General features: G+C 65.4%; 23 protein-coding genes. 16 read left to right on the top strand and 7 right to left on the bottom strand.

Annotated elements, in window-relative coordinates; translation table 11 throughout:
- Positions 1 to 67: 67 nt before the first annotated feature.
- Entirely contained in the window at positions 68 to 964 is an 897-nt protein-coding gene (locus AC1D0O_RS14125) for a YihY/virulence factor BrkB family protein (protein WP_477654133.1), read from the top strand.
- Here AC1D0O_RS14125 and AC1D0O_RS14120 read toward each other — a convergent pair.
- Positions 961 to 2,829 (bottom strand): gamma-glutamyltransferase family protein, encoded by a 1,869-nt coding sequence (locus AC1D0O_RS14120; protein WP_477654132.1) that lies wholly within the window; start codon positions 2,827 to 2,829, stop codon positions 961 to 963. The two genes, AC1D0O_RS14125 and AC1D0O_RS14120, sit on opposite strands and share 4 nt — an antisense overlap.
- 119 nt (positions 2,830 to 2,948) lie before the next feature.
- On the opposite strand from AC1D0O_RS14120, the gene AC1D0O_RS14115 reads away from it, so the two are divergent.
- Positions 2,949 to 3,881 (top strand): LysR family transcriptional regulator, encoded by a 933-nt coding sequence (locus AC1D0O_RS14115; RefSeq protein WP_477654131.1) that lies wholly within the window; start codon positions 2,949 to 2,951, stop codon positions 3,879 to 3,881.
- Positions 3,882 to 3,899: 18 nt separating this feature from the next.
- Here AC1D0O_RS14115 and AC1D0O_RS14110 read toward each other — a convergent pair whose 3' ends face one another.
- Both AC1D0O_RS14110 and AC1D0O_RS14105 read right to left on the bottom strand, forming a co-directional pair.
- Positions 3,900 to 4,667, bottom strand: a complete 768-nt coding sequence (locus tag AC1D0O_RS14110) for a 3-hydroxyacyl-CoA dehydrogenase (protein ID WP_436155106.1) — start codon at positions 4,665 to 4,667, stop codon at positions 3,900 to 3,902.
- 167 nt (positions 4,668 to 4,834) lie between these two features.
- A complete protein-coding gene (locus tag AC1D0O_RS14105) occupies positions 4,835 to 5,878 on the bottom strand; it encodes an extracellular solute-binding protein (protein WP_477654130.1) in 1,044 nt (347 codons plus the stop codon).
- Positions 5,879 to 6,017: 139 nt separating this feature from the next.
- On the opposite strand from AC1D0O_RS14105, the gene AC1D0O_RS14100 reads away from it, so the two are divergent.
- Positions 6,018 to 6,893, top strand: coding sequence for a patatin-like phospholipase family protein (locus AC1D0O_RS14100; protein ID WP_477654278.1), 876 nt, complete (start codon positions 6,018 to 6,020; stop codon positions 6,891 to 6,893).
- A gap of 181 nt (positions 6,894 to 7,074) precedes the next feature.
- Here AC1D0O_RS14100 and AC1D0O_RS14095 read toward each other — a convergent pair whose 3' ends face one another.
- Positions 7,075 to 7,623 carry a phasin family protein gene (locus AC1D0O_RS14095; protein WP_477654277.1) on the bottom strand — a complete coding sequence of 183 codons (549 nt, stop codon included), beginning with the start codon at positions 7,621 to 7,623 and terminating at the stop codon, positions 7,075 to 7,077.
- A 280-nt stretch (positions 7,624 to 7,903) separates the two neighbouring features.
- Here AC1D0O_RS14095 and AC1D0O_RS14090 point away from each other — a divergent pair, with 280 nt between their 5' ends.
- From AC1D0O_RS14090 to AC1D0O_RS14030, 13 genes are all read left to right on the top strand, one after another.
- Entirely contained in the window at positions 7,904 to 8,851 is a 948-nt protein-coding gene (locus AC1D0O_RS14090; RefSeq protein WP_477654129.1) for a histone deacetylase family protein, read from the top strand.
- Between the two features lie 87 nt (positions 8,852 to 8,938).
- Positions 8,939 to 9,943: an NAD(P)H-binding protein gene (locus AC1D0O_RS14085; RefSeq protein ID WP_477654128.1), complete on the top strand. Its 1,005-nt coding sequence runs from the start codon at positions 8,939 to 8,941 to the stop codon at positions 9,941 to 9,943.
- On the top strand, positions 9,906 to 10,349 hold the full coding sequence (locus tag AC1D0O_RS14080; protein WP_477654127.1) for an acyl-CoA thioesterase: 444 nt from the start codon (positions 9,906 to 9,908) through the stop codon (positions 10,347 to 10,349). The genes AC1D0O_RS14085 and AC1D0O_RS14080 overlap by 38 nt, the downstream gene beginning before the upstream one ends.
- Positions 10,346 to 11,092, top strand: a complete 747-nt coding sequence (locus tag AC1D0O_RS14075; RefSeq protein WP_477654126.1) for a nitroreductase — start codon at positions 10,346 to 10,348, stop codon at positions 11,090 to 11,092. The genes AC1D0O_RS14080 and AC1D0O_RS14075 overlap by 4 nt, the downstream gene beginning before the upstream one ends.
- Positions 11,093 to 11,096: 4 nt before the next feature.
- Positions 11,097 to 12,980: an ABC transporter permease gene (locus tag AC1D0O_RS14070; RefSeq protein ID WP_477654125.1), complete on the top strand. Its 1,884-nt coding sequence runs from the start codon at positions 11,097 to 11,099 to the stop codon at positions 12,978 to 12,980.
- Positions 12,980 to 13,738 (top strand): ABC transporter ATP-binding protein, encoded by a 759-nt coding sequence (locus AC1D0O_RS14065; protein ID WP_477654124.1) that lies wholly within the window; start codon positions 12,980 to 12,982, stop codon positions 13,736 to 13,738. Before AC1D0O_RS14070 ends, AC1D0O_RS14065 begins: the two co-directional genes overlap by 1 nt.
- Positions 13,731 to 14,387 carry an ABC transporter ATP-binding protein gene (locus AC1D0O_RS14060; protein WP_477654123.1) on the top strand — a complete coding sequence of 219 codons (657 nt, stop codon included), beginning with the start codon at positions 13,731 to 13,733 and terminating at the stop codon, positions 14,385 to 14,387. Before AC1D0O_RS14065 ends, AC1D0O_RS14060 begins: the two co-directional genes overlap by 8 nt.
- 104 nt (positions 14,388 to 14,491) lie before the next feature.
- Entirely contained in the window at positions 14,492 to 14,848 is a 357-nt protein-coding gene (locus tag AC1D0O_RS14055; RefSeq protein ID WP_477654122.1) for an FKBP-type peptidyl-prolyl cis-trans isomerase, read from the top strand.
- A gap of 94 nt (positions 14,849 to 14,942) precedes the next feature.
- On the top strand, positions 14,943 to 16,130 hold the full coding sequence (gene pncB / locus AC1D0O_RS14050) for a nicotinate phosphoribosyltransferase (RefSeq protein ID WP_477654121.1): 1,188 nt from the start codon (positions 14,943 to 14,945) through the stop codon (positions 16,128 to 16,130).
- 10 nt (positions 16,131 to 16,140) lie between these two features.
- On the top strand, positions 16,141 to 17,547 hold the full coding sequence (locus tag AC1D0O_RS14045; RefSeq protein ID WP_477654120.1) for a sodium:proton antiporter: 1,407 nt from the start codon (positions 16,141 to 16,143) through the stop codon (positions 17,545 to 17,547).
- Between the two features lie 31 nt (positions 17,548 to 17,578).
- Positions 17,579 to 18,565: a 2-hydroxyacid dehydrogenase gene (locus tag AC1D0O_RS14040; RefSeq protein WP_477654119.1), complete on the top strand. Its 987-nt coding sequence runs from the start codon at positions 17,579 to 17,581 to the stop codon at positions 18,563 to 18,565.
- Between the two features lie 36 nt (positions 18,566 to 18,601).
- Positions 18,602 to 19,957: a DNA recombination protein RmuC gene (gene rmuC / locus AC1D0O_RS14035; RefSeq protein ID WP_477654276.1), complete on the top strand. Its 1,356-nt coding sequence runs from the start codon at positions 18,602 to 18,604 to the stop codon at positions 19,955 to 19,957.
- A gap of 24 nt (positions 19,958 to 19,981) precedes the next feature.
- Entirely contained in the window at positions 19,982 to 21,193 is a 1,212-nt protein-coding gene (locus AC1D0O_RS14030) for an MFS transporter (protein ID WP_477654118.1), read from the top strand.
- Here the strand turns inward: AC1D0O_RS14030 and AC1D0O_RS14025 are convergent.
- From AC1D0O_RS14025 to earP, 3 genes are all read right to left on the bottom strand, one after another.
- Positions 21,171 to 22,034 carry an LOG family protein gene (locus AC1D0O_RS14025; protein ID WP_477654117.1) on the bottom strand — a complete coding sequence of 288 codons (864 nt, stop codon included), beginning with the start codon at positions 22,032 to 22,034 and terminating at the stop codon, positions 21,171 to 21,173. The genes AC1D0O_RS14030 and AC1D0O_RS14025 overlap by 23 nt on opposite strands.
- Positions 22,035 to 22,140: 106 nt before the next feature.
- Positions 22,141 to 22,695 (bottom strand): elongation factor P, encoded by a 555-nt coding sequence (efp, locus tag AC1D0O_RS14020; RefSeq protein WP_411883615.1) that lies wholly within the window; start codon positions 22,693 to 22,695, stop codon positions 22,141 to 22,143.
- 117 nt (positions 22,696 to 22,812) lie between these two features.
- Complete coding sequence (gene earP / locus AC1D0O_RS14015) at positions 22,813 to 23,919, bottom strand: elongation factor P maturation arginine rhamnosyltransferase EarP (RefSeq protein WP_477654116.1); 1,107 nt, start codon at positions 23,917 to 23,919, stop codon at positions 22,813 to 22,815.
- Between the last annotated feature and the right edge of the window lie 3 nt (positions 23,920 to 23,922).

Raw genomic sequence — 23,922 nt, 5'->3', positions numbered from 1 at the left:
CAGCAGGGCACCTCCGGCGCTTCCCACAATGGACTTTTCCTTGCCGCCCCGGGAGCGGGGCCATTCCATGACGCTGTCTCCCAATCTTGCCTATGTTGCCAGCCATCCCGGCGCCTTCGCGCTGCGGGTGCTCAAGGGTTTTCGCGCCAACCAGGGTTTGCTGCTGGCCGGTGCGGTGGCCTATTACGCGCTGTTGTCCGTCGTTCCGCTGCTGATCCTGGTCGCGATCGCGCTGTCGCATGTGGTGGACCAGCAGGCCTTGCTGCAGGCGCTGGGCCGCTACATCGGCTGGCTCGCCCCGGGCCAGGGCGGCTACATCACGGCCGAGCTGGCCTACTTCCTGGCGCACCGGGAGGTGCTGGGCTGGGTCTTGCTGGCCACCATGCTGTTTTTCAGTTCGCTGGCCTTCACGGTGCTGGAGAACGCGATGTCGGTGATCTTTCTGCACCGCGTGGCGATCCGCCGCCGCCATCTGCTGGTGTCGGCCATCCTGCCTTATTGCTACATCCTGTTTGTGGGCCTGGGCTTGCTGCTGGTGACGCTGGTGTCGGGAAGCCTGCAGGCGCTGGGCGAAAAAAGCCTGGACTTCCTGGGCTGGGAATGGTCGCTCAGCGGTTTTTCCGGCGTGCTGCTGTATTTGCTGGGCCTGATGGGCGAGGTGCTGCTGCTCACGTCGCTGTACATGGTGATGCCGGTGGGCCGGCTGCAATGGCGGCACGCGCTGCTGGGCGGCGTGACCGCCGCGCTGCTGTGGGAGCTGACGCGCCACCTCCTGGTGTGGTACTTCTCCACGCTGTCGCAGGTCGGCCTGGTGTACGGCTCGCTCACCACCGCCATTGTGGTGCTGCTGAGCCTGGAAGTCGCGGCCGCCTTGCTGCTGCTGGGCGCGCAGGTGATCTCGGAATACGAGCGCCTGGGCACGGCCCGGCAGGACCAGCCCGCCAGGCCCATGCGGCTGGATTAGTCTCCCAGCACCAAACCCTCGCGCCGCGGGTCGGCGCCGCCGAAGAAGCCCTCCGGCGTTTTCTGGATGGCCTGCAGGCCGCTGGTCATGGTCTGTTCGCGCACCTCGGCGCCGCGGCTGCGCAAGGCCTCGACAGTGGCCGGCGAGAAACGTTTTTCTTCCAGGATGCTGGGGCCGTTGAGCGAGCCGAAATTGGGCAGGTCGATGGCCTGCTGGGCATTCAGGCCCCAGTTCAGAGTGCCGTACAAGGTCTTGGCCGTGAAGTGGATGATGAGCGCGCCGCCAGGGCTGCCGCCGCTCATGACGAGCTGGCCGGAGTTCTTGTCGAACACCAGCGTGGGCGCCATGGATGAACGCGGGCGCTTGCCGGGCTGCACGCGGTTGGCCACGGGCTTGCCTTCGGCGTCCGCCGGGGCGAAGCTGAAGTCGGTGAGTTCGTTGTTGAGCAAAAAGCCGCCGGCCTTGCCGGTGCCGCCGTCGGTCATCAGGCGCGAGCCGAACTGGTCTTCAATCGTGGTCGTCATGGCGATCGCGTTGCCGTAGCCGTCGACGATGCTGATGTGCGAGGTGCCGTACTCGGGCTGGTCGGGCATGGGCGCGTAAGCCGTCTTGACGGCGCCCGGCACGCCGGGTTTGGCGGTCTTCATGCTGGGGCCGGCGGGCTGTATCAGTTTGGCGCGCTCGCTCAGGTAGGCCGGGGCCAGCAGGCTCATCCAGCTGCCGCCGGGCGGCTGCACGAAGTCAGGGTCGCCCAGGTACTGGCCGCGGTCTGCGAAGGCCAGGCGTGATGCCTCGGTGTACAGGTGCAGCCAGTCGGCCGAGGGTGTGGGCGAGACCGTGCCGGGAACGCCGCCGCTGCCGGTGACCAGGCCCAGGGTGGCGGCCGGCGTGTTGTTCAGGATGCCGAGGATCTGCCCCACGGCAATCGCGCCCGAGCTGGGCGGCGGCATGCCGCACAGGCGGTAGGCCTTGCCGGCGGCGCTGTAGTCGCTGCAGATCGGATCGCGCTTTTTGGGCTGGTAGCCGGCCAGGTCGGCCAGGGCCAGCTTGCCGGGGTTGGTGGCGTGGCCTTGCACCTTGGCGACGATGGCCTGCGCGACCTGGCCTTCGAGCAGCGCGTTTGATCCGCCGGCCGCGATCCGGCGCAGCACCTCGGCCAGGGCCGGGTTGCGCAGGGTCGCGCCCACGTCCACCGGGTTGCCGTCAGGCTTGTAAAAGTAGGCGGCGGCCGTGGCGTCTTTTTTCAGGTGCACCTCGCCCTTGAGCAAGGTATTCAGGCGCGGGCTGACCTTGAAGCCGCCTTCGGCCAGCTGGATGGCCGGCGCGAACAGCTGGGCCCAGGGAAGCCGGCCGTACTGCTTGTGGGCCATCTCGAGCATGCGCACCGTGCCGGGCGTGCCGACGGAGCGGCCGCCGACCACACCGTCGTAAAACGCCATGGGCTTGCCGTCGGCGCTGATAAAGAGTTTTTCATCGGCGGCCGCGGGGGCGGTTTCGCGGCCGTCAAAGGCCTCGACCTTGCCGCCGCTGGCATGCAGCAGGAAGGCGCCGCCGCCTATGCCGCTGGACTGCGGCTCCACCAGCGTGAGCACCATCTGCACGGCGATCGCCGCGTCCACGGCCGAGCCGCCGGCCTTGAGCACCTGGTAGCCGGCGTCGGTGGCCAGCGGGTTGGCGGCGGCCACGGCGAACTTCTTCGTGGCCCAGCCCGGCTTGGGCGTGAAGCCCGAAGAACCTTCGGGCTGCATGTACTTGGCGCCGCGCGCGACTTCATCGGCCGGGACCTGGTAGGTGAAGGAGGAGGGGCTGTTGGCGCAGGCGGCCAGTAGCGCGGTCGCCGCCAGCGCCGGGAAGGCGTGTCTCATGGGATATCCTTGAATGTAGTTGTTGCTTGTCGCGGGGCCTGGGAACATCTCCTGCCCGCTGGCAAATATATCGAGCGGCCCCGCGCCCCACAATGGCGTTTCGGAGAAATCAGTCTTCCATGGAATTTGACAATCTCGATGCCCTGCGCGTGCTGCTGGCCACCGCGGAGACCGGCAGCCTCACGGGTGCGGGCAAGCGCTGCAGGCTTTCCACCGCGGCCGTCAGCGCGGCGATCAAGCGGCTGGAGACCTCATTGGGCGTGCGGCTCTTCGAGCGCACCACACGCGCCGTGCGGCCCACGGCCGAAGGCGCGGTCATGGTCGACCATGCGCGCCGCGCGCTCGAGCTGGTGTCCGAAGGCCAGGCCAAGGTGCGCGCCGGTACCTTCGGCCTCACCGGCAGCATACGCATCACCGCCACGGCCATGCTGGCGCGCGAGATGCTCGCCTACTGGCTGGCGGAATTCGCCACCCTCCATCCCGGCATTGAGATCGACCTGCAGATCAGCGATGTGCGCGTGGACCTGGTGCGCGAAGGCATAGACGTGGCCCTGCGCAACGGCCCGCTGATGGATTCGACCCATTCGGCGCGCCTGCTGGCGCCGGCGCGGCGCGTGGCCTGCGCCAGCCCGGATTACCTCGCGCGCCGCGGCACGCCGCTGCAGCCCTGCGAGCTCGCGCAGCACGACTGCCTGGTCTGCCATGTGCGCGAACGCCGGCAGGACCAGTGGCAGTTCGAGCTGCAGGGAGAGGCCAGCGCGCCTTTCCAGGTGCGCGTGGCCGGGCCGCTGGCCTGCAACGACGCCTCGATCGCGTTGCAGTGGGCGCTGGAAGGGCGGGGCATCGTCTACCAGTCCGAGATCGACCTCATGGCCTCGCTGGCCGGCGGCAAGCTGGTGCGCCTGTTCGCGGGCCACCTGGGCGAGCCGGCGCCGCTCTACGCCGTGGTGCCGAGCCGGCGTTACGTGCCGGCCCGCGTCAACGAGGTGATAGATCGGCTGTCGGCGCTGCTGACCGAACGGCTGGCCGAGCTGCACCCGACCTCACCCTGAATCGGCCAGTCGCGAAACTCAGCGCGGTGCGAGGCGGATCGCGCCGTCCAGGCGAATCACTTCGCCGTTGAGCATGTCGTTTTCGATGATGTGTTTGGCCAGGCGCGCGTAGTCTTGCGGCGTGCCCAGGCGGGACGGGAAGGGAACGCCGGCTGCCAGGGAATCCTGCACCTCCTGCGGCATGCCGAAGAGCATGGGCGTGCCGAAGATGCCGGGGGCGATTGTCATGTTACGGATGCCGTTGCGCGCCAGGTCGCGGGCAATCGGCAGGGTCATGCCGACGATGCCGCCCTTGGAGGCGCTGTACGCGGCCTGGCCGATCTGGCCGTCGTAAGCCGCCACGGAGGCGGTGGAAATCAGCACGCCGCGCTCGCCGGTGGCTTCGGGCTCGTTCTTGCACATGGCGTCGGCCGCCAGGCGGATCATGTTGAAGCTGCCGACCAGGTTGACGGTGATGGTCTTGCTGAACACGGCCAGGCTGTGCGCGCCGTTCTTGCCCACGGTTTTTTCGGCGGGCGCGATACCGGCGCAGTTCACCAGGCCCATCAGCTTGCCCATGGCGACCGCCTTGGCCACCACGGCCTGGCCGTCGGCCTCCTGGCTCACGTCACATTTGACGAAGGCGGCCTTGTCGGCGCCCAGTTCCTTGGCGATGGCTTCGCCCTTGTCGGCCTGCATGTCGGCGATGACGACCTTGGCGCCATTGGCCACCAGCATGCGCGCCGTGCCTTCACCCAGGCCCGATGCGCCGCCGGTGACGATAAATACTTTGCCTGCGATATCCATGGTGATTCCTTGAATGAAGAGTGGGAGGTTAAAAAGGGCTTTGTGCGAACGCCGCTGCTTTTCCGAAGGCGAAAGCGACATGACGTTAACGTAAACGTCAATTATGGCGCATGAAAAAAGCCCGGCGCCTTTCGGCGGCCGGGCTTTCGCAAAAGAAGGGCGCTGGCTTACTTGTAGCCGACGCGGTCCAGCATCTGCTGCACCTTGAGCTGGTTGTTGCCCACGGCGCTGATGGGGATGGTTTCGGACTTGAAGCTGCCGTTGCCCGAAGGGCTCATGGCCTTGAGCGCCGGGTTGCTGACCCCCAGGCCCGGTACCGCGGCCCACTCGTTGTTGCCGTTGGCGAAATACTCCTGCGCGCTCGGGCTGGCCAGGTATTCCATGAACTTGACGGCGTTCGCCGTGTTCTTGGCGTTCTTGGCGACGGCCGCGCCGGCGATGTTCACATGCGTGCCCCAGCTGTCCTGGTTGGGGAAGACCACGCCGACGCGGTCGGCCACGACTTTGTCATCCGGCGCATTGGAGCGCATGATGCGCGCCAGGTAATAGGTGTTGGTCAGCGCGATGCCGCATTCACCGCTGGCCACGGCCTTGATCTGGTCGCTGTCGCCGCCCTTGGGGTCGCGCGCCATGTTGGCCACCAGGCCCTTGAGCCATTGCTCAGCCTTGGCTTCACCCAGATGTTCGGTCACGGCGCCGAAGAGGGAGAGGTTGTACGGATGGGCGCCCGAGCGGGTGCACAGCAGGCCCTTGTTCTTCGGGTCGGCCAGCTTTTCGTAAGTGTCCACGTCGGCTTTTTTGACCTTGAGCTTGTCGAACACCACGACGCGGGCACGGGTGGAGAAGCCGAACCAGGTCGTGCCTTCGGCGGTTTCCTTGGCGCGTAGCTTGGCGGGAATGGCGGCTTCGAGGGCCGGCGATTTGATGGGTTTGAACAGGCCGTCCGCGTCGCCTTTCCAGAGGCGGGCCGCGTCGACCAGCAAGATCACGTCGGCGGGGGAGGCGGCGCCTTCAGCCTTCAGGCGTGCCAGGATGCCGGCGTCGTCGGCGTCCACGCGGTTGACCTTGATGCCGGTGGCCTTGGTGAAGTCGCTGTAGAGCTTTTCATCGGTCTGGTAATGGCGGGCAGAATACAAGTTGACCACCTGCTCCTGCGCTGATGCAAAACCTGCCAGCAACAGCAGCGACGAGAGAACCACCTTCTTGTACATAACTTTCCACTTTCTTACAGGTAATTTTTAAAGCCCGGCCATGATAAAGCAAATAAGAATCATTCTTGCCAGAGTCCCTACGTTGGACCAGCCTTCGCGCGCGCCGGGATGGGGGCCGGGCGCCTGTCTGGCCCTTGTGATGCTGCTGCTGGCCGGTTGCGGCACGCTGCCGACCGGCCCCGGTGCCCCTGTGTTGCCGCCGCCGGCCGAGGCCGCCAGAAAGCCGGTGCGCATAGGGCTGGCGCTGGGTGGGGGCGCGGCGCGCGGCTTTGCTCATGTGGGTGTGATCGCGGTGCTGGAAGAAGCCGGGCTCAAGCCGCAACTGGTGGTCGGCACTTCGGCCGGAAGCCTGGTGGCGGCGCTCTATGCCAGCGGCAAGACCAGCGCGCAGCTGCAGCAGACCGCGCTCAACATGGAAGAGGTGGCCATCACCGATTGGATGCTGCCCATCTTCGGGCGCGGCATGTTCCGCGGCGACGCGCTGGCCCGTTACGTCAACGACCTGGTGGCCAACCGGACCCTGGAAAACATGGCGATTCCGCTGGGCATCGTCGCCACCGACCTCAACAGTGGCCAGGCCGTGCTGTTCCAGCGCGGCGATACCGGCACCGCGGTGCGGGCATCGAGCGCGGTGCCGGCGGTGTTCCTGCCGGTGAAGATCAGCGGGCGCGAGTATGTGGATGGCGGCCTGGTCTCGCCGGTGCCGGTGCGTTTTGCACGGCAGATGGGGGCGGACATCGTGGTCGCGGTCGACATCTCCAGCCCGCCGGAAAACAATCCGGCCGGCGACACGCTGCAAATCCTGCTGCAAACCTTTGCCATCATGGGCAAAAGCATCAACCAGTACGAACTCAAGGATGCCGACGTCGTCGTGCGTCCCTCGCTCATAGGCCTCAAAAGCGCGGACTTCTCCGCGCGGCAGCGTGCCATTGATGCGGGCCGGGCTGCCATGCTGGCGGCGCTGCCGCAGCTCAAGGCCAAACTCGAGGCCGCGGCGCTTGTGGCGCACAAGTAGCGGCCACCGCAAGCCAGTGCAGGCAAAAAAAAAGCCCAATCTTGCGATCGGGCTTTAAGGGGTCCGTGAAAATGAATTTCGGAAAGGACCCGAGGAGACAACTGGCTTGAAACCCTGTTCAGTCAAACAGGATCTGCGAAACAGGCTCCGTGACGGTAGCGCGCCAGGGACGCGCCTTTGATCAGCGCTTTTTGGCGGTGGTCGTCTTGGTGGCGTTCACTGCGGAAGCAGCCACCGTGTTGAAGTTGGCTTCAGCGATGTCGCTGGCTTGCTTGACGGCCTTCTGGACCGACTCGAAAGCGTTGTTGGCGGCGGCGACGGCGCTCTTCAGGACAGCCACGGCGGTTTCGGAACCGGCCGGTGCGTTCTTGGCGGCGTTGTCGACCAGGCCGACGAATTTCTTCTGTGCATCAGCGGCCTGGCCTTCAAAGGTCTTGCCCAGTTCAGCGCCGGCGGCCGAAGCGATGTCATAGAGGTGACGGCTGTAGGCGGCGGTCTTTTCAGCCAGGGGCTGGACCAGGCCGGCTTGCAGGGCCATCAGTTCTTGTGCGTCTTTCACGCCCATCACGGCTTGCGTGTGGTTGGCGGTTTCAGCCAGGGCGGCCTTGGTGGCTTGCACGTTCAGCTCGACCAGCTTTTCAACGCCTTCGAAGGCTTTGTGGGTCAGGCCAAACAGGGTTTCGATGTTGGCTTTGTGGGAAGCGAGGACTTGTTCAGCGGTCAACATAATGAATCTCCAAAATAGGTTTAAGTTTAGTGAGGACAGTAGTTGCTTTGCGCTGAATTGCTGCACTGCAACATAAGCCCAAGTATAGGGAATGGCTGCACCATTGCAAGCATTTTATGTTGCAGTGCACCAATTTAGAGGTCGACCTCTAGGTAACGGTCTGAAACAGCACTGAAAAGTACCCAAAAAGAACTACTCCAGCCACCTGCATGCAACCATTTTGATCAGTGCCTGGCGCGAGGCCACAATGGCTTCAAGCTCTGATCGCAACACACTTCTTACCTTGCAAGCCTTTTACGCCGACAACTTCGTTTTGCCGCTGCCGCCCGGCCACCGTTTCCCGATGGCGAAATACCGTTTGCTGCGTGATCGCCTCGTGAACGAGCGCCCGCAGGTGCGCATGGCGCAAGCGCTGGCCGCGACGGACGGTGAACTGGCACTGGTCCATACACCGGCCTACATCGCCGATATCAGCAACGGGACCTTGCCGGCAGCCGCCCAGCGCGAGATCGGCTTTCCCTGGAGCCCCGGCATGGCCGAACGCGCGCGCCGCTCGGCGGGCGCCACCGTCGCGGCGGCCCGCGTGGCCATGGGGTCGCCGTGCCGGCCGGGGGAGGGTATCGCCGCCAATCTCGCCGGCGGCACGCACCACTCCTATGCGCACAAGGGCGGCGGGTTTTGTGTGTTCAACGATGCGGCCGTCGCCGCCAGGCTGATGCAGGCGGAGTGGGCGCGGCAGCACCGCCACCCACGCAAGCCGCTGCAGGTCGCCGTCATCGACCTGGACGTGCACCAGGGCAACGGCACGGCCAGCATCTTCGCCGGTGACGCCAGTGTCTTCACGCTGTCCTTGCACGGGCAGAAGAACTTTCCGTTTCGCAAGGAAGCCAGCGACCTCGACGTGGACCTGCCCGACGGCTGCGGCGATGCCGCCTACCTGCAGGCGCTGGAGCAAGCGCTCGATGAACTGGAGCGGCGATTCGAGCCCGGCCTGATCCTCTTCCTGGCCGGCGCCGACCCGTACGAGGGCGATCGCCTGGGCCGCCTGGCCTTGAGCTTCGACGGCCTGGAGGCGCGCGACCGGCGCGTCTTCGATTGGGCCTGGCAGCGCCGCATCCCGCTGGCGTTTGCCATGGCGGGCGGCTACGGCGTCAACATCGACGAGACCGTGCAGGTGCAGATGAACACCTACACGCTGGCGCTCGAATATTGGGCGCGCTGGAATCCCTGAGGCGCGTACGCCGGGGCATGCCTGGCATTGCTGCTACATTGCCAGGGATTCGCCCCGGCGACCCTTGACATAGAAGAGCAAAAAAACATGCCGCCGACCACTTCCGATATTCACGACGCGCCTGAAAAACCTTCCTCTCTGCGAGTACTGGTCCTCGGCGGCACCGGCTTTATCGGCCGCCATGCCGTGGCGGCGCTGCATGCTTGCGGCGCACAAGTCGCGATAGGCAGCCGCCATCCCGAGCGCCACGAAACCGCCTATCCCTTTGCCGCCGTGCGTCTTGCGCGCTTTGAACAGTTGCTGCAACTGGATGCCTGGGACGCCTTGCTCAAAGACGTCGACGTGGTCGTCAACTGCGTGGGCATCTTGCGCCAGCGGCCGAATGAGTCTTACGACCACGTGCACCACCGCGCGCCGGCGGCACTGGCCCTGGCCTGTGCCGCGGCGGGCATTCGCTTCATCCACACCTCGGCCCTGGGTCTGCATGAAGGCGCCAAAAGCCGCTTCCTGTCGAGCAAGCTGCTCGGTGAGCGCGCCATCGCGGCCTCGGGCAGCGACTACGCCATCGTGCGCCCCTCGCTGCTCGACGGCGAGGGCGGCTTTGGCGCGCGCTGGCTACGCGGCCTGTCGCGCTCGCCCTTGCACGCCATCCCGCGCGCCGCGCGCGGCGGCATCGCGGCGATGACGGCCGCAGACCTCGGCCTGGCTTTTGCCGTCCTGGCGGCCATGCCTTCGCTGGCCGCCCACCGCGAAGTCGAACTGGGCGGCACACGCCGCTACGGTTATGCAGAGTACCTGCGTGCGCTGCGCGCCGACTACACCGGCGCCCCCGCCCTGCAATTGCCCCTGCCCAACTGGATGGCGCGGGTGGGCTCGCATGTTTGCGACGTGCTGCATTTCTCTCCTTTCTCCTATGGGCACTGGATCCTGCTGCAGCGGGACAACGTTCCTCTGCCGAACCGGCTGCCCGAATTGCTGGGGCGTGAGCCTCACGCCATCGGGGCAAACATAGCCCCCGAGCCCGCCCTGGCCCGCGCTGGCAAAATAGGGCCTCATGACCTCCCCGACACGACCGCAAGCCGAAGCCCGTAGCGCCTACAAAGCTTTCCGCGACATCGGCACCCGCTGGTCCGACAACGACATTTACGGCCACGTCAACAACGTCGTCTACTACAGCTGGTTCGACACCGCCGTCAACGGCCTGCTGATTGAACGCGGCGCCATCGACATCCACACCGGCAGCGTGATCGGCCTGGTGATAGAGACCCAATGCAACTACTTCGCGCCGCTGGCGTTTCCCGAGCCCGTGGTGGCCGGGATTCGTGTGGCGCACGTCGGCTCGTCCAGCGTGCGCTACGAGGTGGCGCTGTTCCCTGGCGATGAACGCCAGCCCTGCGCGGCCAAAGGCCATTTCATCCACGTCTATGTAGACCGCGCCACGCGCCGGCCGGCGCCTTTGCCACCTGAACTGCTTTCCGTACTGGAGACCCTCCGATGACCCAGGCACCGCCCGTGCTTCCCTATATCACTCCCCGCCACGCGGGCGATGCGCGCAACGCGGTGGAAGAAGCCATCGTCAGCCGGCAGTCCATACGACAGTTTCTGCCCAAGCCGGTGCCGCGCGAAACGATCGCCCACCTGCTGGAAGTCGCCAGCCGCGCGCCCTCGGGCACCAACACCCAGCCCTGGAAGGCCTATGTGCTGCAGGGCGCGAGCCGCGACACCCTGGTCGAAAAGGTCTGCCGGGCCCATGACGCGCTGCACGCCAATCCGGCCCTGGCGGCCGAGTACAAAGAGGAATACGACTACTACCCCGAGCAGTGGGTCTCGCCCTATATAGACCGGCGCCGCGCCAACGGCTGGGGCCTCTACGGCCTGCTGGGCATCACCAAGGGCGACAAGGACAGGATGCATGCGCAGCATCACCGCAACTTCAAATTTTTCGACGCACCCGTGGGCCTGATGTTCACACTGGACCGCGTGATGGGCCGCGGCTCGCTGGTGGACTACGGCATGTTCATGCAGAACCTCATGGTGGCCGCGCGCGGCCTGGGACTGCACACCTGTCCGCAGGCCGCCTGGAACGGCTTCGGCAAAATCATCCTGCCGCACATAGGCGCGGGGGAGGGTGAGATGCTGGTGTGCGGCATGGCGCTGGGCTATGCCGATGAGGCGGCGCTCGTCAATACTTTCCGCACGCCGCGCGTACCGGCCACTGAGTTCACCACCTGGCTGGACTGAGGGGATGACTTTTTCCGTGGTCCAGCTGCTCGGTGGACTGTCGTACGCCACCACGCTGTTCCTGATGGCGGCTGGCCTCACGCTGATCTTCGGCGTGACGCGCATCGTCAACTTCGCGCACGGCAGTTTTTTCATGCTGGGCGCGCTGTTCACGGCGCACTGGGTCACGCACTGGTTTCCTGCCTGGGGCGAAAGCGCTCCGCTGTATCTTCTTGCGATTTTGATGGGTGCGGCCTGCGCGGGGCTGGCCGGCGCCGCGGCTGAATTCCTGCTGCTCAGGCGCATGAGCGGTGCGCCCGAGCTTTACCAGCTGGTCGCCACCTTCGGCCTCACGCTGGCGATGCACGATGCGATGCAGTGGGGCTTCGGCCCCGACGAAGTGTTCGCGCCGCGCTTTCCGGGTCTCAAGGGTTCGGTGCAGATCGGCGACGAGTTCTTTCCCGTCTACCAGCTCACGATGATCGCGCTGGGCCCGCTGGTCTGGCTGGGCCTGCACCTGCTGCTGCGGCGTTCGCGTTTCGGCCAGCGCCTGCGCGCTGCCACGCAGGACCGTTCCATGCTCGCGGCACTCGGTGTCAACCCGCGTCCGCTGATGCTGGGTGCCGTGGTGCTGGGTTGCGCGCTGGCGGGCCTGGCCGGCGCACTGCAGCTGCCGCGCGAGCCCGCCCACCTGCAGATGGACATGAACGTGATTGTGGAAACCTTTGTGGTGGTGGTCACCGGCGGGCTGGGCAGCATAGGCGGCGCCTTTGTGGCGGCCCTGCTGATCGGACTGGTCCATGCCTTCGGCATCAATGTGTTTCCGCAGGCCACGCTGGTCATCGTGTTCGTGACCATGGCCGTGGTGCTGGTGTTCCGGCCCCAGGGGCTCAACGGCAAGGCGGTCTCGGCGCAGGAGGCCGGCGGCGGCGTGCGCGAGGCGGTCCAGAGGTTTCGCGGCCTGGCAATAGGCGCGGCCGGATCCTCGGCGATCACAGCCGCCTTTTTGCTGCTGGCCGCCCTGGCATGGGCGGGCGGGCCTTACTGGCAGGCGCTGGCGGCCGACGCAATGATACTCATGATCTTCGGCATCAGCCTGCAGTCCATGATGGCACTGGGCGGCCTGGTCAGCTTTGGCCATGCCGCCTTCTTTGCGCTGGGCGCCTACGGCGCGGCACTGTCGCACAGCCTGTGGGGCGCTTCGCTGCCGCTGGCACTGGCGGCCGGCTGCGGTGCGGCCCTGGCGGTGGCCGCGGTGTTCGGTGCGGCGGTGGTGCGCAGCAGCGGCGTTTACCTGGCCATGCTGTCGCTGGCGCTCGCGCAGGTGATCTGGGCCGGCGCCACGCAGTGGGTAGGCCTCACCGGCGGCGACAACGGCCTGATCGGGCTCACGCTGGTGAGCGACGAGGGCCGGCCGGTGTTTTACGCGCTGCTGGTGGCGCTGGCGCTGGTGGCCGTGGCCGCGCTGCGCTTTCTGGGACGCTCGGTCATGGGGGCCGCGCTGCAGGCCCTGCGCGACGCGCCTTTGCGCGCCTCGGCCTCGGGGCTGGCGGTGGGTTGGCTCAAGTACCGTATTTTTGTGGAAAGCGCCGTGCTGGCCGGCCTGGCCGGCGGCCTGGCCGCCGCGCATAAAGGCGCGGTGTTCCCCTCGCTCGCGTCGGTCTCCACGTCGGTCGATGCCTTGCTGGTGGTCTTGCTGGGCGGCGTACACCAGCTCTGGGGCGCGGTGGCGGGCAGCATCGTGTTGAGCTACGCCGGCGCCGAACTCGGACGCGAAGTGACTTACTGGCGCGGCCTGCTGGGCGTCTTCATCATGCTGATCATGGTGGCCTCGCCCTCGGGGCTGCTGGGTTTGCTGCCGCGGCTTGCCGGCATCTGGCGGCGGCGCAAGCCCGAAAGGGCCGCCTGATGCTGCAGGTCCGGCAACTCGTCAAGCATTTTGACGGCCTGCGTGCTGTGGACGGCGTGAGCTTTGAAGTGCCGCCGGGCCAGTGCGTCGCCCTGATAGGGCCCAACGGCGCCGGCAAGTCCACCACCTTTGCCTGCATCGCCGGCCAATACCCGCTGACAGGCGGCGACATCGCCTGGAACGGCCAGGCGCTTCAGGGGCTCAGCCCGCAGGCGCGCTTGCGGCTGGGTGTGGCGCGCACCTTCCAGGTGGCCCAGGTGTTTGAAGCGCTCACGGTGTTGCAGAACGTGCAGCTCGCCGTGCAGGCGCGTCTGGGCTCACGGGCCGTCTCAGCTTTCAGGCGCCTGGACGGCCAGGCGCGCGAGCCGGCCCTGGCCTTGCTGGCGCAGACCGGGCTTGAAGCCCTGGCGGCGCAGGACGCGCTGAGCCTGCCCTATGGCGCGAAAAAGCGGCTCGAACTGGCCCTGGCGCTGGCGGCGCGGCCGCAGCTCCTGCTGCTGGACGAACCCGCCGCTGGCCTGGCCGGACCTGAGCGCGCCGACCTGATGCAACTCGTGAAGCGCCTGGCGGGGCAGGGCATGGCGGTGCTCTACACCGAACACAATATGGACGCCGTCGCCGGCGTCGCCGACCGCGTGCTGGTGCTGATCGAAGGCCGGCTGGCCGCGCAAGGCTCGTTCGAAGAAATCTCGCGCGACGCCGTGGTGCGCAGCCGCTACCTGGGCCAGGCGGGCGGGGAGGGGGCCGGCCATGCTTGAGGTCGACCAACTCAACGCTTTTTACGGCCCGGCCCAGGCGCTGTTTGGTGTGTCGCTGCAAGTGGCGCCCGGTGAACTGGTGGTATTGCAGGGGCTCAACGGCGCCGGGAAATCCACCTTGCTCAAATCCCTGATGGGCCTGGAGGTGCGCACTGAAGGCCACATCCGCTACCGCGACCCGGCGGGTGCCCAGGGCGCGGACCTGGCCCCCATTGAACGCTGGGACACCCACCGCCGCGCGCAGGCCGGCCTGGGTTATGTCGCCGAAGACCGCCGGCTCTTCACCGAACTCACGGTGCGCGAGAACCTGCGCATCGCGGCGGGCCGCGACGTGGCGGCGCAGGAGGCCAGGGCGCTGGACCTGTTCCCCGCGCTCAAGTCCATGCTGGGACGACGCGCCGCCCAGATGAGCGGCGGCGAGCAGCAGATGCTCGCGATTGCCCGCACGCTCATGACCGGTCCCCGCATCCTGCTGCTCGATGAACCCTGTGAGGGCATTGCCCCGGTGCTGGTGGAAGCGATTCGCGATGCACTGCTGGCGCTGCGGCAGCAGGGCTTGGGCCTGCTGGTGGCCGAGCAGAACCAGCTGCTCGCTGCCCGCGCTGACAGGCTGGTTTTGCTGGTTGCGGGTAAAGTCAGGGGTTCATGAAGAAAGACCCGTTTCGTTCCCGTTTTTCCTTTCTTTGCCGCTTTCTCTCTTTTCTTTCTCCCTTCCCTTTTTAATCTTTCCATTTCCTCCAAAAGGACCTCTCCATGAGCAACATCACGACCACCCCCTCCGGCCTGCAGTACGAAGACACCGTGCTGGGCACCGGCGCCATCGCCAAGGCGGGCCAGAACGTCAAGGTGCACTACACCGGCTGGCTCTACAACAACGGCGTGCAAGGCGCCAAGTTCGACTCCAGCAAGGACCGCGGCCAGCCCTTTGAGTTCTCGCTGGGCGCGGGCCAGGTCATACGCGGTTGGGACGAGGGCGTGCAGGGCATGTCGGTGGGCGGCACGCGCCGCCTGATCATCCCGGCTGAGCTGGGCTACGGCGCGCGCGGCGCCGGCGGCGTGATTCCGCCGAACGCCACCTTGCTGTTTGAAGTGGATTTCCTGGGTACCTGAGTTAGCGCGTTGAAAGCCCGCTTGCAAGATTTGCAACGGGCTTGTTCACATTAACCACCAAGGCGCCCCGGCGCCACGGCCTCAAGCCTTCTCCATGATCATCACCAGTTTGCTCGACACTGACTTGTACAAGTTCACCATGATGCAGGTGGTCTTGCACCAGTTTCCGGGTGCCGAGGTGGAGTACCGCTTCAAGTGCCGCAACGCCGGCGCACCGGGCATAGGCGACCTTGCACCCTATGTGACTGAGATACGCGAGGAAATCCGCGGCCTGTGCAGCCTGCGGTTCCAGGATGCCGAGCTGGCCTACCTCAAGGCCATGCGTTTCATCAAAAGCGACTTCATTGATTTCCTCGGCATCTTCCGGCTCAATGAAAAGTACGTGGACGTCACGGCGCTGCCTTCGGGTGAAATCGAGGTGTCCATCAAGGGCCCCTGGTTGCACACCATCCTGTTCGAGATCCCGGTGCTCGCCATCATCAACGAGGTCTACTTTCGCAACACGCAGAAAAAGGCCGACGTCAGCGAAGGCCGCCGGCGGCTGGACACCAAGATAGGCCAGCTGCAGGCCGAGGGCCTGGGCGCGCTCAAGATCGCCGACTACGGCACGCGCCGCCGCTTCGGCAAGGCCTGGCACGAGGAAGTGCTGCGCACCCTGGTCACCCGCCTCGGCACCGGCGTGCAGGGCCAGCTCGCCGGCACCAGCAACGTGCTGTTCGCGATGAAGCTGGGCCTGACGCCCCTGGGCACCATGGCGCATGAATACCTGCAGGCCTGCCAGGCGCTGGGCCCGCGGCTGCGCGACAGCCAGGTCTTCGGGTTTGAATCCTGGGCGAAGGAATACCGGGGCGACCTGGGCATCGCGCTGTCCGACGTCTACGGCATGAGTGCCTTCCTGCGCGACTTCGACATGTACTTCTGCAAGCTTTTCGACGGTGCGCGCCACGACAGCGGGGACCCGTTCCAGTGGGGCGAGCGCATGCTCGCGCACTACACCAAAAACCGCGTCGACCCCAAGACCAAGACGCTGATCTTCAGCGACGGCCTCACGGTGCCGCGCACCATAGAGCTGTACCAGCAGTTCAAGGGCCGCTGCCAGCTGGCCTTCGGCATAGGCACCAACCTGACCAACGACCTCGGCTATGAGCCGCTGCAGATCGTCATCAAGATGATCCGCTGCAACGGCCAGCCGGTGGCCAAGCTGTCCGACACCCCTTCCAAGAACATGTGCGACGACGAAAAATACCTGGCCTATCTGCGCCAGGTTTTTGAAATCGCTTGAGGAAAATGCAATGAGATTTTTACGCAGCGTTGCCGCGGGGGCTTTGATGTGCCTGCCGGCCCTGTCCATGGCGGCTGATATTGACGGCAGCCGCCTTTCATGGGCCTGGGGCATTCCCTTTGCAGGCATCCTCCTGTCAATCGCCTTGATGCCTTTGCTGGTGCCTTCATTCTGGCATCACCATTTCGGCAAAGTCGCCGCCGCGTGGACGCTGGTGTTTTTCCTTCCATTTGCCGCCGTGTTCGGCCCCGCCGTGGCGGGCGCCAGCCTGGTGCACGCGCTGCTGGCCGAATACATTCCCTTCATCATCCTGCTGGTGGCGCTCTACACCGTGGCGGGCGGCATCTTCATCCGCGGCAACCTGCACGGCAGCCCGGCCACCAACGTGACCATCCTTGCCGTCGGCACGGTGCTGGCCAGTTTTATGGGCACCACCGGTGCTTCCATGCTGATGATCCGGCCGCTGATACGCGCCAACGACAACCGGGCGCACAAGGCGCATGTCGTGGTTTTTTTCATCTTCCTGGTGTCCAACGCGGGCGGCTCGCTCACGCCGCTCGGTGACCCGCCGTTGTTTCTCGGATTTTTGAAAGGTGTTGATTTTTTCTGGACGGTCAGCCACTTGTTCCCGCAGACCCTGTTTCTGGCGGTCAGCTTGCTGGTGATCTTTTACCTGCTGGACCGCTGGTATTACGCCAGGGAGGGCGTGCTCCCGGTTGACCCGACACCGGACACCCCGCGCACCGGCTTCGACGGTGTGATCAATTTCTGGCTGCTGGCCGCGGTGGTCGGCCTGGTCTTGCTCAGCGGATTCTGGAAGACTTCGCTGGGTTTCGATATTTTCGGCACCACGGTGGGTTTGCCCGGGCTGGTGCGCGATGCGGGCCTGCTGGTAATTACGTTTATTTCGCTACGCCTGACGCCAGCTGGCGTGCACCGGGACAACCAGTTTTCGTGGGGTCCCATGCAGGAGGTCGCCAAGCTGTTTGCCGGCATTTTCCTGACCATCATTCCCGTGATCGCGATGCTGAAGGCGGGTGCGCAAGGGCCTTTCGGCGCCATCGTCGCGGCGGTGACGCGGCCCGACGGCCAGCCTGACCCGGCTATGTATTTCTGGGCTACCGGCGCGTTGAGTTCCTTCCTGGACAACGCACCGACCTACCTGGTGTTTTTTAATACAGCGGGTGGTGACCCGGCCGCCTTGATGACGACGCTGGCGCCGACGCTGGCGGCCATTTCGGCCGGTGCCGTGTTCATGGGCGCCAACTCCTACATTGGCAACGCACCTAATATGATGGTTAAAGCCGTTGCGGAAGAGCGCGGCGTTGATATGCCCAGCTTTTTCGGCTACATGGCATGGTCCGGCGCAGTGTTGCTCCCCCTCTTCATCATCATGACCTTCATCTGGTTCAAGTAGCCTATTCATCGCAAGAAAACCGACAACAACCATGAGCAAACCCAAAATCCTCGTCGCGCGCGCTGTATTCCCCGAAGTCATCGCCCGCCTGGAACAGCATTTCGACGTCGAATCCAACCAGGGCGATGAAACCTGGTCCAAGGCCCAGCTGACCGAGCGCCTCAAGGGCAAGGACGGCGCTTTCACCACCGGCGGCGACAAGATCGACGCGGAAGTGCTGGCGGCCYGCCCAGGCCTGAAGATCTGCGCCAACATGGCTGTGGGCTACAACAACTTCGACATCGACGCGATGACGGCGGCCGGCGTGCTGGCCACCAACGCACCCGACGTGCTGACTGAAACCACCGCCGATTTTGGCTTCGCACTGCTCATGGCCACGGCCCGCCGCGTCACCGAGAGCGAACACTATCTGCGTGCCGGCAAGTGGACCAAGTGGAGCTACGACATGTTTGCCGGCTCCGACATCCACGGCGCCACCCTGGGCATCCTGGGCATGGGCCGGATAGGGCAGGGCATCGCCAAACGCGGCGCCCATGGCTTTGGCATGAAGGTGATTTACCACAACCGTTCGCGCCTGGACGCCGCGCTGGAGGCCGAATGCAAGGCCAGCTATGTCGGCAAGGAAGAGTTGCTCAAGACGGCCGACCACCTTGTGCTGGTGCTGCCGTATTCGCCGGCCTCCCACCACAGCATCGCGGCAGCCGAGCTGGCCATGATGAAGCCGACCGCCACGCTGATCAACATCGCGCGAGGCGGCATTGTGGACGATGCCGCATTGGCCGCGGCTCTGCGCGACAAACGCATCGCGGCCGCCGGGCTGGACGTGTTCGAGGGCGAACCCAAGGTGCATCCCGACCTGCTGACCGTGCCCAACGTGGTGTTGACGCCGCACATCGCCAGCGCCACCATCCCCACACGCCTGGCCATGGCGAGCCTGGCCGCCGAAAACCTGATCGCATTTTTCAGCGGCAAGAAGCCTCCGACCCCGCTCAACCCTGCGGTACTGGCCGACCAATAAGCACAAAGAAGGCGGCAAGCGGACAATGAACCCATGATGGAAACCTGGCTGATGATCGCCCTGGGGGTGGCCAACCTGCTCCTGCTGGTCTGGCTGCTGCTGCGCAAGCCCGCCGAACCCTCGGATACCGGCCGCACAGAGCTGCTGGCAACTATCGCGGCGGGCCACGACAAACTGGAGCGTGAGCTGCGGCGCGAGATCGGCGACAACTCGCGCAGCAGCCGGCAGGAACTGGCGACCACCTTCGCGACTTTCCAGCAAACGCTGGTGCAGCAAAGCGCCGAGGCCATCCGCACCCAGAACACGCAGATCGACGCATTCGCGCAGCAGCTGACCTTGCTGCAGAAAACGCTGTCGGATACCCTGACCACGCAGCTGCAGTCCGTCAGCGAATCGAATGCCAGGCGCATGGGCGAAGTGCGCGAGACGCTGGAAAAACAACTCGCGCAACTGCAGCAGACCAACTCGGCCAAGCTCGACGAGATGCGCAAGACGGTCGACGAAAAACTGCAAACCACGCTGGAAACCCGCCTGGGCGAAAGCTTCAAGCAGGTGGCCGACCGGCTGGAGCAGGTGCACAAGGGCCTGGGCGAGATGCAGACTTTGGCGCAGGGCGTAGGCGACCTCAAGCACCTGCTGACCAATGTAAAAACGCGCGGCATTTTCGGCGAAGCGCAGTTGTCAGCCCTGCTCGAGCAGGTGTTCACCGTCGACCAGTACGCGGCCCAGGTCGTCACGCGCCGCGGCGGCAAGAACCCGGTCGACTTCGCGATCAAGCTGCCGGGCCGGTCGGATTCGGGCGAGCCGTTGTGGCTGCCCATAGACGCGAAATTTCCGAATGAAGACTATGAGCGCCTGCTGGATGCGCAGCAGCGCGCCGACGTGCTGGGTGCCGAAATCGCCGGCAAGGCACTCGAAGTGCGAATCCGCAACGAGGCCAAGTCGATCGCCGAGAAATACATAGACCCGCCTTACACCACCGATTTCGCCATCCTGTTCCTGCCGACCGAAGGCCTGTATGCCGAAGTGCTGCGGCGCCCCGGCCTGATGGAGTTTCTGCAGCGCGACCACCGTGTCACGCTGGCCGGCCCGACCACGCTGCTGGCCATGCTCAACTCGCTGCAGATGGGCTTTCGCACGCTGGCGCTGGAAAAGCGCTCCAGCGAGGTGTGGCAAGTGCTGGGCGCGGTCAAGACCGAGTTCGGCAAGTTCGGCGACGTGCTGGCCAAGGTCAAATCGCAAACCGAAACCGTGCTCAACACGCTGAGCAGCGCCGAGCAGCGCAGCCGTGTCATGGGCAAGGCCTTGCGCAACGTTGAAGCCCTGCCCGAAGTCGATTCCGCCCGCCTGCTTCCATTGGACCCTCTTGACAAAGACCTGGACAATTCCTGATGCATATCGCATGAGCTTCGCCTCATGACGCGTGAACTCGCTCGCCTGATCCTGGCGCAGATCTGCCTGCATGCCTGCATGGCCGGCACGCGCATGGCGGCGCCCCTGCTGGCGCTGCGCGAAGGCTACAGCCCGGCGGCTGTGGGCGTGCTGCTCGCGCTGTTTGCCTTGACGCAAGTCTTCCTCGCCTTGCCGGCGGGCCGTTTTGCCGACCGGCACGGCTTGCGGCGGCCCATCAGCTACAGCGTGTTCGCCGCCGTGCTGGGGGCCGGGGCGGCGGTGGCCTTCCCGGTGTTCCCGGTGCTGTGCCTGGCGGCGCTTCTGACGGGCGGCGCGACCGGCGCGGCGGTGATTTCTCTGCAGCGCCACGTAGGCCGCGCGGCGGTCGGCGCGCTGGAGCTGCGCCAGGTGTTCAGCTGGCTGGCCATAGGCCCGGCGGTGTCCAATTTCATCGGCCCGTTTTCGGCCGGCCTGCTGATCGACCACGTGGGCGCCATGCCCGGCAGCACGTCAGGTTATCGCGCGGCGTTTTTGCTGATGGCCATATTGCCGCTGGCCAGCTGGTTCCTGGTGCGCAAGACGCGGGAACTGCCGCCTGTGATCGCCGCCAGCGGCGGCCCGCAGCCCAAGGCCTGGGATTTGCTGCGCCAGGCCACCTTCCGCCGCCTGATGCTGGTGAACTGGTTTTTGTCGTCCTGCTGGGACGTCCACACCTTTGTGGTGCCGGTGCTGGGTTTTGAGCGCGGCATCAGCGCTTCGGTGATTGGCACCATCCTGGGTTCCTTCGCGGTGGCGGCGGCGCTGATCCGCATGGTGATGCCGCTGGTGGCGGCCCATTTGCGCGAGTGGAAGGTGCTGGCGGTGTCCATGCTGGCGACGGCGGTGCTGTTCGGCATCTACCCGCTGATGCACTCGGCGATCGGCATGGGCCTGTGCTCCATCCTGCTGGGCCTGGCGCTGGGCATGGTGCAGCCCATGGTCATGAGCATGCTGCACCAGATCACGCCGGAGGCGCGCCACGGCGAGGCGTTGGGCTTGCGGCTGATGGCGATCAATGCATCCAGCGTGGTGATGCCCATGCTGTTCGGCACGGCCGGCGCGCTGGTCGGGATCGCCGGCGTGTTCTGGACCACCGGCATGATGGTGGGGGCCGGCTCGCGGGCGGCCTGGCTGCTCAAGGACTGCATGCCGGCCCATGGCGGGCACGGCGAACTCAAAGACGGTAAAAGTCCTTGATCAGGCCCCAGGCGACTTGCGGGTCGTCCACGTACTGAAGCAGTTTGAGGTCGTTCGGCGAGATCACGCCTTCCTCCACCAGCATCTCGGTATTGAGCAGGCGCTTCCAGTAGCTGCTGCCGAAAAGAATGATGGGCACCGGTTTGGCCTTGCGCGTCTGCACCAGCGTGATGACCTCAAACAATTCGTCCAGCGTGCCGAAGCCGCCCGGAAACACCACCAGCGCCTTGGCGCGCATCATGAAGTGCATCTTGCGCAGCGCGAAGTAATGGAACTTGAAGGAGAGCTCAGGCGGCACGTAGGGATTCGGCGCTTCTTCCATGGGCAGCACGATGGCCAGGCCGACGCTGAGGCCGCCGGCCTCGTGCGCCCCCCGGTTGGCCGCCTGCATGATGCCGGGGCCGCCGCCGGTGCAGATGAAGAGTTTGGTTTCCGGCGGCTTGTCATCGCTGTACTGGGCCACCAGCTTGCCGAAGGCGCGGGCGCTCTCGTAGTAGTGGGCGTTGCGCGCCAGCTTCTTCGCGCGGTCTATCACCTCGGGATCGCCGCCGGCTTCGGCCTCGGCCACCATCAGGGCGGAGTCTTCTTCGCTGCGGAACCGGGCGCTGCCGAACACCACCACGGTGTTTTCAATGCCGTGGGCCTGCTGCTCCAGGTCCGGCTTGAGCAGTTCCAGCTGAAAACGTATGCCGCGGGTTTCACGCCGCAGCAAGAACTCCGGGTCGGCAAAGGCCAGGCGAGAGGCGTCTGCTTCGAGGGGGTTGCCCTCGCTGGCATAAGCCTGAAGTTCAGCCCAGGCGTTGGCCAGGCGGCCGACGGATAAGTCTTGTTTTTGTTCCATGCGCCATTGTCAACGATCAGGGCGGGGCCGTCATTTCCGGGGCATGCGAACGGCCGAAAAGCAAAAAGGCCCCGTGAGGAGCCTTTTTGCGGGGGGCCGAAGCGGTTTACACGCGCTTGCGGTATTCGCCGGTGCGGGTGTCGATTTCGACCACGTCGCCCTGCGCCACGAAGATGGGCACGCCGATTTCAAAACCGGTGGCGATCTTGGCGGGCTTCAGGACCTTGCCGGAGGTGTCGCCCTTGACGGCGGGTTCGGTCCAGGTGATTTCGCGCTGAACGCTGGTGGGCAGTTCGACCGAGATGGCCTTGCCGTCGTAGAACACGACTTCGAGTTCCATGCCGTCCTGCAGGTAGTTCAGCGAGTCGCCCATGTTTTCGGCTTCGACTTCGTACTGGTTGTACTCGGAGTCCATGCAGACGTACAGCGGGTCGGCGAAGTAGGAATAGGTGCAGTCCTTCTTGTCCAGGACGATCTGGTCGATCTTGTCGTCAGCCTTGAACACGACTTCGGTGTTGAAGTTGGCGACCAGGCTTTTGAGCTTCATGCGCACGGTGGCGGAATTGCGCCCACCGCGGCTGTATTCGGTCTTGAGCACCACCATCGGGTCTTTGCCGTTCATGATGACGTTGCCAGCGCGTATTTCTTGAGCGATTTTCATAGCAGTTTCACTGAGGTAGGCCGCTAAACGCTTGCACCGGTGTGCAGGTTACGCGGCGGGTTGTGCGGGTCGCCCAGGTTGGGTCGATCTTCAGATTGATCCGCAAAGCCTATGATTTTAGCGTTTTTTTGCCACAAAGCCGAGCAATTGGGTCACCAGGTCGTCCTGGGCCGCCAGCCGGGCGCGGGCCGCCAGCGCCGTGGCCTGCCAGGCGGACAGGTCGGCAGGCAATGGCGCCGGGGCCTCCCCGGGCTCTGCCTGGCTGTTCCAGGCGACATGAAAAGCGCGCAGGGAGGGCGGCGCTTGCAGCATGTGCAAAAAGGCCTGCAGCTTGGCCTGGTGGACGTCGTCTTGCTGGGGGTAGATCTGCCAGACGAAAGGCTTCCCAGCCCAGATCGCCCGCACCAGAGAGTCTTCGCCGCGCACGAAATTCAGGTCGCAGGCCCAGAGCAGGTGGTCAAACTCCGCTTGCGGCAGCAGGGGCAGGTAGGAGATCGCGAGCCGCTCGTTCTCCTCGAAGGCGAGGGTGCGCACCGCGCCGGTGGCGCGCCCGGCGGCCACCAGCAGGCGCACGGGCCGCCCCTGCAGGCCTTGTTGCGCCAGTTGGGCCAGCAGGCTTTGCAGCGCCGGGGGTTCGTAGCAAAACAGGGACACCAGCGCTTCGCCGTTCCAGCCGATTCCCTGGGCTTTGAGCCAGCCGGCGCGGTCAAAGCGGGTCTGTCGCTCCAGCAGGCCGGGTTTGCGCAGCAGCCCGCCGGTATTTTCGGTGAAGCCGGGGTAAAAAAACCATTTGGTCCAGTCCGCCAGCGGGCCGTTTTGCACCGGCGAGGGCAGGGCGTGGGAGCGCTCGACGTAGTCCTCGGCGGACAGGTATTCGAGGTTGATCCAGACGGGTGGATGGCCGGTCTCAGCCGCCACCCGGGCACTTGCCGCCACGAATTCGGGGGCGATCTCACAGCCGAAGGCTTCGACCAGCACCTCGGGTGCCTGTTGCGCAAAGCCGGCGGCTTCCAGGTCCAGCGGCGTGCCGTTCTGTGGCCAAGGCAGCACGCGAACCCCTTCGCACCCGGCCGGCGCCATCCAGCGCAGGGCCGAGGCGTCATCGACCCAGAGCCGCACCGTGTGGCCGCGCGAAGCCAGGTCGGCGGCCAAGCGCCAGCACACACCGATGTCCCCGAAGTTGTCGATGACTTTGCAAAAAATGTCCCACTGCAGGCGATTCATGAA

The organism is Polaromonas sp. P1_F2 (assembly GCF_056405735.1).
The sequence above is the reverse complement of the archived record's forward strand: the minus strand, read 5'-3'. Positions and strand labels throughout refer to the sequence as shown.

Excerpts from the sequence above, each read along its gene's own strand:
- AC1D0O_RS14125 (WP_477654133.1), top strand. The coding sequence starts at position 68 with ATGACGCTGTCTCCCAATCTTGCCTATGTTGCCAGCCATCCCGGCGCC.
- AC1D0O_RS14120 (WP_477654132.1), bottom strand. The coding sequence starts at position 2,829 with ATGAGACACGCCTTCCCGGCGCTGGCGGCGACCGCGCTACTGGCCGCC.
- AC1D0O_RS14115 (WP_477654131.1), top strand. The coding sequence starts at position 2,949 with ATGGAATTTGACAATCTCGATGCCCTGCGCGTGCTGCTGGCCACCGCG.
- AC1D0O_RS14110 (WP_436155106.1), bottom strand. The coding sequence starts at position 4,667 with ATGGATATCGCAGGCAAAGTATTTATCGTCACCGGCGGCGCATCGGGC.
- AC1D0O_RS14105 (WP_477654130.1), bottom strand. The coding sequence starts at position 5,878 with ATGTACAAGAAGGTGGTTCTCTCGTCGCTGCTGTTGCTGGCAGGTTTT.
- AC1D0O_RS14100 (WP_477654278.1), top strand. The coding sequence starts at position 6,018 with ATGCTGCTGCTGGCCGGTTGCGGCACGCTGCCGACCGGCCCCGGTGCC.
- AC1D0O_RS14085 (WP_477654128.1), top strand. The coding sequence starts at position 8,939 with ATGCCGCCGACCACTTCCGATATTCACGACGCGCCTGAAAAACCTTCC.
- AC1D0O_RS14080 (WP_477654127.1), top strand. The coding sequence starts at position 9,906 with ATGACCTCCCCGACACGACCGCAAGCCGAAGCCCGTAGCGCCTACAAA.
- AC1D0O_RS14075 (WP_477654126.1), top strand. The coding sequence starts at position 10,346 with ATGACCCAGGCACCGCCCGTGCTTCCCTATATCACTCCCCGCCACGCG.
- AC1D0O_RS14070 (WP_477654125.1), top strand. The coding sequence starts at position 11,097 with ATGACTTTTTCCGTGGTCCAGCTGCTCGGTGGACTGTCGTACGCCACC.
- AC1D0O_RS14065 (WP_477654124.1), top strand. The coding sequence starts at position 12,980 with ATGCTGCAGGTCCGGCAACTCGTCAAGCATTTTGACGGCCTGCGTGCT.
- AC1D0O_RS14060 (WP_477654123.1), top strand. The coding sequence starts at position 13,731 with ATGCTTGAGGTCGACCAACTCAACGCTTTTTACGGCCCGGCCCAGGCG.
- AC1D0O_RS14055 (WP_477654122.1), top strand. The coding sequence starts at position 14,492 with ATGAGCAACATCACGACCACCCCCTCCGGCCTGCAGTACGAAGACACC.
- pncB (WP_477654121.1), top strand. The coding sequence starts at position 14,943 with ATGATCATCACCAGTTTGCTCGACACTGACTTGTACAAGTTCACCATG.
- AC1D0O_RS14045 (WP_477654120.1), top strand. The coding sequence starts at position 16,141 with ATGAGATTTTTACGCAGCGTTGCCGCGGGGGCTTTGATGTGCCTGCCG.
- rmuC (WP_477654276.1), top strand. The coding sequence starts at position 18,602 with ATGGAAACCTGGCTGATGATCGCCCTGGGGGTGGCCAACCTGCTCCTG.
- AC1D0O_RS14030 (WP_477654118.1), top strand. The coding sequence starts at position 19,982 with ATGACGCGTGAACTCGCTCGCCTGATCCTGGCGCAGATCTGCCTGCAT.
- AC1D0O_RS14025 (WP_477654117.1), bottom strand. The coding sequence starts at position 22,034 with ATGGAACAAAAACAAGACTTATCCGTCGGCCGCCTGGCCAACGCCTGG.
- efp (WP_411883615.1), bottom strand. The coding sequence starts at position 22,695 with ATGAAAATCGCTCAAGAAATACGCGCTGGCAACGTCATCATGAACGGC.
- earP (WP_477654116.1), bottom strand. The coding sequence starts at position 23,919 with ATGAATCGCCTGCAGTGGGACATTTTTTGCAAAGTCATCGACAACTTC.